Genomic DNA, 11,741 nt, shown 5'->3' with positions numbered 1-11,741 from the left:
CGGATAGCTCAGTCGGTAGAGCAGAGGATTGAAAATCCTCGTGTCGGTGGTTCGATTCCGCCTCCGGGCACCATTATTTCAAAGGCCTCGCTAGCAATAGCGGGGCTTTTTTTCTAGTTTTTTAGCTCGGATTCGTTATTTCCGCCTCCATTTTGTGGCTGTTCACGACAGGGAAAAACGATGCACAGAATCACGAGAGTATCTTCAGTTCGATAACACACATGCTAATACACCTCAAGAAATCCTAAAAAAACCTTTCCTTTATGTTGCTTATTTGTTACACAGCTAAGTAGCAAGTATAAATTGCAAGTAACTGGAGATTCACATGAAAGCATTTCGAAAAAGCCCATTAGCATTGTTAATTGCAGCCGTTCTAGCTCCTCATGCGTTAGTTGCCCAAGAGGCTAGTTCAACATCTAATCAACAAGAAACCTCGGAGCGTGTGGAGCGTATAGTTGTAACAGGTACTCGGGTTGCTGGCCGATCCGCAGAAGAATCCACCGCTGCAGTTGATATTGTGCGCGGTGAAGATATGGCTCGCGCCGGCATTACTGAGTTAAATCAAGCTCTTTCGGTAGCCTTACCTTCATTTAATTTTCCTCGCCCGGGATTAGCCGATGGCACTGATACAGTGCGGCCGGCGAGTTTACGAGGCCTTGCTCCGGATCAAACCCTTGTATTGGTGAATTCAAAACGCCGCCATTCTGCTGCTTTAGTGAACGTTAATGGCACAGTAGGCCGGGGATCTTCGGCAGTTGATTTAAACACTATTCCACTCGGTGCTGTTCAATCTGTTGAGGTTCTCCGTGATGGTGCCTCGGCGCAATATGGTTCTGATGCCATCGCAGGCGTAATTAATGTGCGCTTACGGGAAGCTAGAGAAGGTGGTTCTGTGTCGTTACAATACGGCTGGCGGGATACCAAATACACTGTTCCAACTACCCCTGTTCCGGCGGGCGCTAACTGGGGCGCACCAAGTGAAATTTCCCGAAGCCGCAGTGATGGCGAAACCTTAACGTTAAATGCGTGGACTGGCTTCGCTCTTACCGATGATGGCTTCCTCACACTTGCATTAGAATATAAAGACCAAGAGCGAACTGAGCGCGGTGGTTGGGATCATCGCCAACAATATAACCTAATAGATGGAGAGTTTGATCCTCGAGAGGCAACATTCGATCGATTCAACGCATGGTATGGGGAACCTGAGGTAGAACAACTAACCTTATTCGCCAATGCGGGTATTAACCTAGACGATGGCTCAAAACTATATGGCTGGGCATCCTATCAAAATCGCCAAGCTGTATCTGCCGGCTTCTATCGCACAGCGCGAGATGCTCGTAACGTTCCAGAGATTTATCCTGATGGTTTTCTTCCGCTGATAGCTCCTGATGTAGATGATATGAGTTTAGCCGCCGGTTATGAGTGGCAAGCCGGCGATTGGGCAATGGATACCTCTGTGGTATTTGGCCAGAACGAAATGATGTTCACCATTAAGAATACCTTAAACCGCTCATTGGGTGTGGCCAGTGGCACCGAATTTGATGCTGGTGGCTACCGCTACAATCAACTTGTATACAACTTATCAGGCGCGCGCTTTTATGATGTTGAAGGATTAGCCTCACCATTAAGTGTAGCAGTGGGTGCAGAAGCACGACGCGAAGAATATCGGATTTTTGCTGGTGAGCCCAATTCATATATCAATGGCGGTGTAACACTAAACGGCAATGCCACAGCTTCTGGTTCGCAAGTTTTTCCTGGCTTTCGGCCAAGTAATGCGATTAACGAGAATCGCAATGCCGTGGGTGCCTATGTTGATCTAGAAGCGGAAGTTACGTTAGATTGGCTGGTTTCTGGAGCTTTACGAATAGAAGACTATTCTGATTTCGGTAATACCGTTACCGGAAAAATCGCAACACGCTATGATATTAACGAAGATTTCGCGATTCGAGGGTCTATCCAAAATGGATTTCGGGCACCATCGCTTCAGCAACAATACTTCACTGCAACATCAACAAACTTTATCAATGGTATACCATTTGATATCACCACATTCCCAGTTGCTGATCCCGTAGCTGTGGCCCTTGGCGCACAACCGCTAGATGCAGAAGAATCGATTAACTTTTCAATCGGTACTGTAATGCGGTTTGGTGATGTTTCGGTAACAATAGACGCCTATCGTATCGATATTGATGATCGTATCGTACTTTCTGAAAACCTAACGCAAGCGAATGTTCGTGAGTTTTTAAGCGAACAAGGGTTTATTGGAATTGGTGGTGGCCGCTTCTTTATTAACGGTGTTGATACCGAAACTCAAGGGGTAGATGTTGTTGTTTCATGGCCTTGGGTTACTGAAAACGCAGGCGCCTTCGAGTTTAACTTAGTTGGTAACGCGAATAGAACGAAAGTAACTCGTGTTCCAGAAACAGCACAACTAGCTGCATTAGACCCTGCACCAACACTATTTGCGCGAGTAAATGTGCTAACGTTCGAGAAAGGAGCACCAAAAAATAAGATTGGCCTAATCACCAATTGGAATCTCGATAAGTGGTCGGCAACCATGCGTATCAATCGCTACGGTGAGGTACTTGCGCCAAATAACAACCCACTGAATGACAACACGTTGAGCGCTAAAACGATTGTTGATTTAGAAGGCCGTTATGATGTTAACGAAAACTGGTCATTGGCGATTGGTGCAGACAATATTCTAGACACCTATCCTGATGCCAACCCCATCAATCTGAACACCACTGGTGCAACATCTTTTTCTAACTATTCACCATTCGGTCGTTCCGGCAGATTCGTATATGGTCGCGTTGCTTATCGCTTCTAACAGCAAATCTGCGAACTTTACCAAGAAAGCCAGTCATATACTCTGACTGGCTTTTTTTTGCGTGTTAAACTTTACGCTATACTTATCTTTAAAGCTAACACTCCGCATAAATCCGCAACTACATTCATTTTATGAGGCAGCTATGAGCCAATCGATTCAAGCATCAATAAGTAAACTTACGTGCGCAAGCTGCGTGCGCCGGGCGAGTAAAGCAATTGAAGATACTGCCGGCGTAACAGCAGTATCAGTGAACCTAGCCAACGAAACTGCTGAAATCGAGTTTCCGAATGCGGAAGTGCTTGCCAATGTTGTGAAAAACCTAGAACAAGCAGGCTACCCTGCGCGCACCGAACGTGTAGAGCTTGATTTGGTAGGAATGCACTGCGCATCTTGTGTAGGAAAAGTAGAAAAAGCTCTCTTGCAAGTACCTGGAGTGTATCTAGCTCGAGTAAATCTCGCCAGTGAAACCGCGGTAGTAGAGTTCATTAGTGGCAGTGGAGACCCGCACCAGCTAAAAAGCGCTGTGAAGTCTGCAGGTTACGAAGCTAAACTAAAAAACGCTGACCAACAAAAGGATACGAATCACAAAGCAGCTGAAATTAGCTCCTTGCAAAATAGCTTTTGGCTCGCCGCATTGCTTACGCTACCAGTGTTTATTCTAGAAATGGGTAGCCACTTTATTCCTGCAATACACCACTGGGTAGAAAATACGCTTGGGCAAACATTAAATTGGAATCTACAATTTGTGCTTACCACCATAGTACTCGCTATCCCTGGTTGGCGTTTCTACAAGGTTGGCTTTCCTGCCCTTTTGCGCGGCTCTCCGGATATGAATTCATTAGTAGCGCTTGGCACTAGTGCTGCTTGGCTATTTTCCGTGGTAGCTACCTTTACACCTAATGTACTGCCAGCCGGTACGGCCAATGTTTATTACGAAGCGGCCGCAGTTATTGTTACCTTGATTCTGTTGGGCAGATTGCTAGAAGCACGCGCAAAGGGCCACACAGGCGATGCCATAAAGCGGTTAGTGGGCTTGCAAGCGAAAACCGCACGAGTAAAGCGCGATGTAGCGGATGATAAGAGCGATTGGCAAGAGCTACCTATCACCGAGATCAAAGTGGGCGATCTCATTCAAGCCAAACCCGGTGAGCGCATCGCTGTTGATGGCGAAGTAGCAAGTGGCGATTCTTATGTTGATGAATCCATGCTTACCGGTGAGCCTATCCCGGTTGCTAAAAAAGCGGGTGACACCGTTTCCGCAGGTACGGTAAATAGTAATGGCTCACTTACCTTTAAGGCAACCAAAATAGGTGCCGATACCTTATTGGCACAGATTATTAAAATGGTAGAGCAAGCACAGGGGGCACGCCTGCCGGTGCAAGCACTGGTAGATAAAGTAACCGCAGTGTTTGTGCCCATTGTAATGCTGATTGCCCTGCTTACCGTATTGATATGGCTTATGTTTGGCCCTAGCCCTGCCCTCACCTTTGCTCTGGTGAATGGTGTGGCGGTGTTGATCATTGCCTGCCCTTGCGCAATGGGTTTAGCAACACCGGTTTCAATTATGGTAGGTACCGGCCGCGCTGCTGAGCGCGGAGTTTTGTTCCGCCAAGGTGAAGCACTGCAAACTTTGCGTGATTGCCAAGTAATTGCCTTGGATAAAACTGGCACTCTTACGGAGGGCAAACCGAAGCTTACTGATTTTGTGGTAACCGAATCCTGCAATGAAGAAAAATTATTGGCAATGATTGCGGCGGTAGAGCAGCAATCGGAACACCCCATCGCCAACGCCATAGTTGAGGCAGCTCTGGCTAAAAATATCGCATTACCTGAATGCCGCGAATTTAAAACGATTTCCGGAATGGGTGTAACCGCAGAAATTGTGGCAACTGATGATGAGCAATCAAGCACCATCGCAATCGGCGCCGATAGGTTTATGCAAGAACGCGATATTAATGTTACGGAATTTAATACCACGGCAAATAAATTAGCCGCTGAGGGTAAAACCCCTCTATATGCAGCTATTAATGGCAAGCTTGCAGCTATAATTGCAGTTGCCGATACGGTGCGCGAAAGCACGCCAGCAGCAATTCAAGCGTTTCATGCATTGGGCCTACAAGTTGCAATGATTACTGGCGATAACCGCACCACAGCTGAAGCGATCGCGAAACAACTAGGCATTGATAAAGTAGTTGCCGAAGTGTTACCCGATGGCAAAGTAAGTGCGGTAAAAGAACTCCGTAAGGAATTCGGTGCAGTAGCCTTTGTTGGTGATGGGATTAACGATGCCCCCGCGCTCGCAGAGGCTAACACTGGTATTGCGGTGGGCAGTGGTACGGATATAGCCATTGAATCAGCCGATGTAGTGCTTATGCGGGGCGATTTGCAAGCGGTGGTTGCTGCGCTTGAAATTAGCCGTAAAACCTTACGTAATATTAAACAAAATTTATTTTGGGCCTTTGCGTATAACGCCAGCTTGCTGCCAGTAGCCGCTGGTGTGCTCTATCCAGCCTTTGGTATCTTACTGTCACCGATGCTTGCTGCGGCGGCGATGGCCTTATCAAGTGTTTTTGTGTTAACTAATGCGCTGCGTTTGAAACGCGCCTAACGTGCGATTAACCAGTAGAGCCATCATGGGGGTTCCAAACTACTTCCCATAGATGGCCATCAAGATCTTGGAATACGCCGCCATAACCACCCCAGCCAAATTTCTTGGCTGGCCGCACCACGGTTGCACCCGCATCAAGAGCCTGCTGCATAATCGCATCCACCGCTGCGGTATTGGCAACATTATGCGCTAACATAAAGCCACTCGCATCTACTGCTCCGAGCGGCACATTACATTCTGCACTAATACTTTTGCGCGGCCATAGCGCTAACTTTAGCCCCGGTTGAAAATCAAAGAAAGCAACGGCACCATTATCAATCTCATTGCCAATAATGCCTTTGGTTGCCAATCCTAAGCCATCTCTATAAAAACTTACCGCACGCTGCAAGTTATCTACTCCCAGCGTTACATAACTGATGCGATTACTAAAAGTTGCTGCTTTTGGTGCCATAATCTCTACCTACTCGATTTCTCTATTCGAAAGGGCAATCGTTGATTTTGCGCACAATCGCCTGCGCCCACATTTGATAGCCAATCGGCCCAGGATGAAAGCCATCATTCGCCACCGCACCCTCACAAATCGGAACGTTGGCGCACAAAACGCTACACCCATGCTGGCCCGCTACTGCGCGATCCATTTCCGCAGTAAGCGCCTTTGCATCGCGCCCAAGCACCCAACGTAAAGGCTGTGGCAAGGCGGGAAATAAATGCATAGGTGGAAGTGCAGTGAGCATAATTTGTTTTGCCTTGAACTTACTTTTCAATAGTTTCAATAAAGCTTGCTGTTGTAAACGAAAGCGCCCTCTTCCCGTGCGGCCGGTAACATCATTCACGCCAAGGGAAGTAATTACCACATCAAACTCTTCTGCCGGCCGCAAGTGCAGTTTCACTAAGGTTACTGCTGTTGTATCACCATTTTTCGCCCATAGCTTCCAAGCAATATTGCGCTGCGGGAAACGCCGTTGCAGCTCACGAATCACCTGCCCCGCCAAGGCCTGCTGCTGGCCCTCAACTCCCACTCCCGCAGCGGCTGAATCACCACAAATCAGCACCCGCAGTGCTGGCACCTCACCATGAATTTCACCTTCTCGAGCACCGCTTGCCTCGGGTAAGCGTGGAGTGTTCTTACGTACCGATTTGCCCTGCATAATCAACACAGGCGCCAGAAATATTTTGCTTAGCAGGTGTAACATCGTCTTATTATTTCATCCAAACGCCGAAAATGTTTAAAAATAGTTAGTAAACTCTGATAAGTTTACGGGTAATTGAATGTTTGTACACAGGCAAATTCATGAAATCTACTACACCCATTGAATACCATAGCGATACCTTAGTGATTGGTGGTGGCCTAGCAGGCATTGTTACAGCGCTAGAGCTTATTGAACAAGGCCAACGGGTAATATTGCTTGATGCTGAGGCGGAACAACAATTCGGTGGCCAAGCAAACCATGCATTTGGTGGCATGTTGTTGATCAACACCAAAGAACAACGCAAGAATGGTATTCACGATTCCCCCCAACTATTACTCGCAGATTGGCTGCGAGCGGCAGAGTTTGCGGCGGATGATATTTGGGGGCAACGTTGGGCAGAAACTTATGCTTACCACTGCAAAACCGATGTGTACGATTGGCTAATGGCAAACGGTATTCGGTTTTTTCCCGCTGTACAATGGGTAGAACGCGGTAACTATGGCAACGGTAATTCACTACCCCGCTATCATATCGCTTGGGGCTGTGGTCGTGGAGTGGTACAAACGCTCGCGCAGAAATTGCGCCAACACTCGCAGCGCAAGTTATTAACCATTCGCTATGAACATCGGGTAACAGGTTTAATTCGTGATTCCCAAACCAACGCCATTAGCGGCTGCGTAGGAGTAGCACAATTACCTTGTGCAAAAGCGAGCGGCGGCGAAACTCAAGCCCAAGCATTTCAGGTGCAGGCAAAAGCCACAGTAGTGTGTAGCGGGGGTATCAACGGCAACATCGATAAAGTACGCGAGCATTGGAGCCCTATCTATGGGCCGTTCCCCGAAAATATTTTGAATGGTGTATCGCCAGCTGCTGATGGCGCTATGCATGATGCAGTGGCGAACATTGGTGGCCAAGTAATCAACTTAGGGCAAATGTGGAACTACGCCGCAGGAATTGCCCATCCAAAACCAAAGTTTCCTCGCCATGGGTTAAGTTTAATTCCTCCTCGTTCGGCGTTGTGGCTCGATGCTCAAGGCAATCGGGTAGGCCCAGAACCTATGATTACAGGTTTCGACACCCATGATCTTTGTAAGCGCACCGGCCACTTACCCGGCCAATACACCTGGCAGGTAATGAACTGGCACATTGCCGCAAAAGAGCTAGCGATTTCCGGTACCGATGAGAACCCGCATTTTCGTGATAAAAAACTATTGCGCATTATTTGGCAAAGCCTACGCGGCAATCACAAGTTGGTGCAGTGGTTGGTTGAGCATTGTGAAGATGTAATCGTAGCCGATACCCTTATTGAGCTCGCCGAGAAAATGCGCGGGCTAAGCAAAGATAATAGGCTGGATAGCACTCTATTCTGCCAAAGTATCGAGCAATACGATGCCATGCTACAGCGCGGTGATGCGTTGCATAACGACGATCAGGTGCGCAAGTTGCAGCAATTACGGCAATGGCGCAGTGATAAGCTTCGTACCGCTAAGATGCAACCCATACTTACCAAAAAGAACGGCCCCTTAATTGCTATCCGTGAGCGTATTGTAAGCCGTAAAAGCATGGGGGGTATGCTTACGAACTTAAATTCTCAAGTGCTCGATCATGATCACCAGCCCATTACTGGTTTATATGCAGCGGGTGAAGCTGCAGGCTTTGGCGGTGGTGGCATAAGTGGTATTCGATCGTTGGAAGGTACATTTTTATCGAACTGCATTTTAAATGGCCGCCGGGCCGCTCGCGCCATTATTGCGCAGCAAGCTGAAGCCGCCAGATTAGGAGACAACACATGAAGAAATCAGGTGCCGCATTAGCGCGTTATGCGTTAGAACAGCTTGGCGTAAAACATACTTTTGGAATTCCGGGGGTGCATAATACCGAGCTGTATGACGAGTTGAATGCCTCCGATCAAATTCAGCCGATATTAGTGGGCCACGAAGGTGCCGGTGCATTTATGGCCGATGCCGTAAGCCGCATGGGCGAGAGCATTGGCACCATGGTAATCGTACCAGCCGCAGGCGTAACCCACGCCGCGAGCGGTATCGGTGAAGCCGGCCTTGATGGCATTCCTATGTTGGTTATTTCTGGAGGTATTCATACTGAAAGCGGGCACAAATACCAACTGCACGACATGGATCAACACACCCTACTTTCACCCATTACCAAAGCAACATTTCGCATTGAATCCCACGCTCAGGTAATTCCCACTATTTATGCAGCCTATCGAATTGCTACCCAAGGCGAGCCGGGTCCGGTATTCGTAGAACTGCCCTATAACATTGGTAACTTCCTCGGTGAAGTTGAAGGAATGCAGGCGTTTGATCATGAGCCCGTAGCCGCTCAAGTGGATAAAACGCTACTCAAGCAAGCAGCAGAACTACTCACAAATGCAAAGAACCCAGGAATTTTCATTGGTTGGGGTGCCATTGGCGCCGTTGATGCAGTGCAAGAGTTAGCAGAGCACCTTAGTGCTCCTGTTTGTACTACCTTACAAGGCTTAAGCGCGATATCCGCTCAACACCCTCTGCATACCGGGATGGGCTTTGGTGAATACGCAGTGCCAGCTGCCGAACAAGCCTTTGCTAACTGTGATTGCTTACTTGCCATTGGCGTGCGCTTTGCCGAAATCCCAACGGGTAGCTACAGTATGCCAGTACCTGAGAATCTCATTCATTTAGATATTAACCCTGAAGTATTTAGCGCTAACTTCCCCGCCAAAGTAGCGGTAACAGGGGATGCTGCACGTTCCGTACCTCTGCTGGCAGAATTTGTAAAAACGCGTTCCGAGCCGCGGGATAATAGCTCCCTCACTGAACTCATTAAAACAGCCAAGCATAAATACAATGAAGAGTGGCTTAACCACAATAGTGGCGATCGTGTGAACCCTGCGGTGTTCTTCAATGCGTTACGGGAGCAACTCGATAATGACGCTATTTTAGTAGCCGACGATGGCAACCATACCTTTTTAATGGCCGAGTTAATGCCAGTTCATGGGCCACGAAAATTTATCTCACCGAGCGATTTTAATGCCATGGGCTACTGCATTCCGGGCGTAATCGGGGCTAAATTGGCGAAGCCAGATACCCAGGTTGTAGGTGTAGTAGGTGATGGAGCGTTGCGCATGACCGGCCTAGAAATGGCCACAGCCAGTGGCTTGGGTTTAGGCGTGCCAGTGTTTGTGTTCAACGATGGCGAGCTATCGCAAATCGCTCAAGCACAACAAATCCCCTACAACCGTAAAACCTGCACGGTGCTGAAACCGCTTAATATTGAAGCTCTTGCTGCTGCCACTTCCTGTAAGCATATGCTCATCAGTAACAATGAGGAATGCGCCAGCAAAGTACAACAAGCTATTGCTGCCGCAGCTGCGGGAGAAACGGTGCTAGTAGATGTTCGTATCGATTATTCAAAGCGCACGCGCTTTACTCGCGGCGTAGTGAAAAGCACGCTGAAACGGTTTACACCACAAGATAAGTTTCGTGTAATTAGCCGAGCCTTACTGCGCAAAGTTACCGGATAGCACACACTGCATGCGCTAACACCTAATGGCAAGCTAGCGCGCATAGCGCGCGGCTGCCTTCGCTAAACGGCTCGCTACTTCCGCACGCATATCTTCAGGAGCCAGTACTTCCACCAGTTCCGCATAGGACAAAATCCACCAGCGGATTTGCCAGGAATCTTTTACGTTGGCAACTAATAGCGCGCCATCATCACAGGATTCAATGCGCTGGTCTTTGCTTAGTGGGCTCTCGGTTAATGAGCGCACTACATCATCTGAAAACAATTTCACTTTCAAGACAATATCTTTGCCGCTGGAAAATTGTAGCGCTCCAGAATCAAGATAGTTTTGTAAAGAAAACCCTTGCGGCGTGCTTGATTTATTGTTGGTTTGTTCCGCTTTTTGAATGCGTTGCACTGCAAATAAGCGCGGCTGCTCATAGGGTTCTGCCGTGGCTACTAAGTACGTAATGGCCGCTCTTTGCACCAACCCTAATGGATGTAATTTTAAATTGCTCGGCTCGGGTTTTTGCATCGATCGGTAGGTTACGTTCAACACATTTTCGTGAAGTAACGCATGTTGCACCACTTCCAGAACTAGTGGCTTAATTTCCGGTGGTTGCAACGGCATGTTGGCTGGCACATGAGCTACTTTATCCGCCCAATTTGCTAGCTTTTGTGGATGCCGCAAGCCGTTCAGCTTATTTTTTGCCTGCCGGAAGCGCGGTTGCACACTCGCTAGCACGGTTTTTGGCAGCAACGGCTGCATAATTTGTTCAATCAGCGAAAGTGATAACGCTTCTGCAACAGAGATTCCGGGCATATCAATACTGGCATCTTTCGCCCAATACCAGCCATACGGCTTGCTCTTTGCATTACAGGTAATCGGAAATAAGCGGCTAAGCTCAGAAAGATCTCGCTCAACTGTGCGCTTACTTACATCAAAGCCTTCACCAACCAAAACTTGCTCTAAATCGCGAGACGTTAACCCTGGTGGACGGCTTGGCAATAGTTTTAATAACTCCCATTGCCTTGTAATTGTCATTCGTGAGCCATTGGCAGTCATGCAAACTCCTTTTTAATTACTGCGCACCTGATGAACTTTACATTCACTAAATAGAATGAGCAACAATCAATATGCTGCTTGTAAGTACTTATTTTCCTTGCTTTATCAATTATCGCTAATATTGCGACATCTGGTGTCGCAAGGTTGCTATTTAGGGCAAAAAGCCACATTTAGGCAGTGAAAATTACATCCATGAATTGCTCGCGTAACCAGATCATGCGCGGATCATGATGGTATCTTTCGTGCCAATATAGATAGAATTTTACCGGTGCGGATTGCAGTGGCTCCGGTAAAGGGCGAATAAGTAACCGGCGGCCTTCGGCAATGCGCTCGGCTAACCGCTTTGGCAAGGTAAAAATAAGATCTGAATCTTCTAGAAAATCAGCCACCGAAGTAAACCCAGCTAAACGCAACACAACATCTCGTTTTAATCCATGCGCGGCCAGAACTTGCTCCATACTGCCGGCCCCTCTGCCAGTTATCGATACTAATCCATGGGGCGTATTGGCATAATCTTCGGCGCTCATCTTGGCATGCGCTAACGCATGG

The 11,741-nt window shown here is 47.9% G+C and carries 8 protein-coding genes; 4 read left to right on the top strand and 4 right to left on the bottom strand.

The window, feature by feature from the left end:
• Window positions 1–325 precede the first annotated feature (325 nt).
• Both ACNA7P_RS10310 and ACNA7P_RS10305 read left to right on the top strand, forming a co-directional pair.
• Window positions 326–2,830, top strand: coding sequence for a TonB-dependent receptor plug domain-containing protein (locus ACNA7P_RS10310; RefSeq protein ID WP_416258548.1), 2,505 nt, complete (start codon window positions 326–328; stop codon window positions 2,828–2,830).
• 142 nt (window positions 2,831–2,972) lie between these two features.
• On the top strand, window positions 2,973–5,438 hold the full coding sequence (locus ACNA7P_RS10305; protein WP_416258547.1) for a heavy metal translocating P-type ATPase: 2,466 nt from the start codon (window positions 2,973–2,975) through the stop codon (window positions 5,436–5,438).
• A 7-nt stretch (window positions 5,439–5,445) separates the two neighbouring features.
• Here ACNA7P_RS10305 and ACNA7P_RS10300 read toward each other — a convergent pair whose 3' ends face one another.
• Window positions 5,446–5,889, bottom strand: coding sequence for a VOC family protein (locus ACNA7P_RS10300; RefSeq protein WP_416258546.1), 444 nt, complete (start codon window positions 5,887–5,889; stop codon window positions 5,446–5,448).
• A 22-nt stretch (window positions 5,890–5,911) separates the two neighbouring features.
• Window positions 5,912–6,586 carry an SGNH/GDSL hydrolase family protein gene (locus ACNA7P_RS10295; RefSeq protein ID WP_416258545.1) on the bottom strand — a complete coding sequence of 225 codons (675 nt, stop codon included), beginning with the start codon at window positions 6,584–6,586 and terminating at the stop codon, window positions 5,912–5,914.
• A gap of 143 nt (window positions 6,587–6,729) precedes the next feature.
• Here ACNA7P_RS10295 and ACNA7P_RS10290 point away from each other — a divergent pair, with 143 nt between their 5' ends.
• Complete coding sequence (locus ACNA7P_RS10290; protein ID WP_416258544.1) at window positions 6,730–8,421, top strand: FAD-binding dehydrogenase; 1,692 nt, start codon at window positions 6,730–6,732, stop codon at window positions 8,419–8,421.
• Window positions 8,418–10,148: a thiamine pyrophosphate-binding protein gene (locus ACNA7P_RS10285; RefSeq protein WP_416258543.1), complete on the top strand. Its 1,731-nt coding sequence runs from the start codon at window positions 8,418–8,420 to the stop codon at window positions 10,146–10,148. Before ACNA7P_RS10290 ends, ACNA7P_RS10285 begins: the two co-directional genes overlap by 4 nt.
• 33 nt (window positions 10,149–10,181) lie before the next feature.
• On the opposite strand, the gene ACNA7P_RS10280 is transcribed toward ACNA7P_RS10285, so the two are convergent.
• Together ACNA7P_RS10280 and ACNA7P_RS10275 are read right to left on the bottom strand one after the other, a co-directional pair.
• Window positions 10,182–11,171 (bottom strand): helix-turn-helix transcriptional regulator, encoded by a 990-nt coding sequence (locus ACNA7P_RS10280; protein ID WP_416258542.1) that lies wholly within the window; start codon window positions 11,169–11,171, stop codon window positions 10,182–10,184.
• A 191-nt stretch (window positions 11,172–11,362) separates the two neighbouring features.
• The coding region (locus ACNA7P_RS10275) for a LysR substrate-binding domain-containing protein (protein ID WP_416258541.1) at window positions 11,363–11,741 on the bottom strand (379 nt) is incomplete at its 5' end.

This window comes from Aliidiomarina sp. (genome assembly GCF_047920995.1).
Taxonomy (GTDB): domain Bacteria; phylum Pseudomonadota; class Gammaproteobacteria; order Enterobacterales; family Alteromonadaceae; genus Aliidiomarina.
This window is presented reverse-complemented; position numbering and strand designations above follow the sequence as displayed.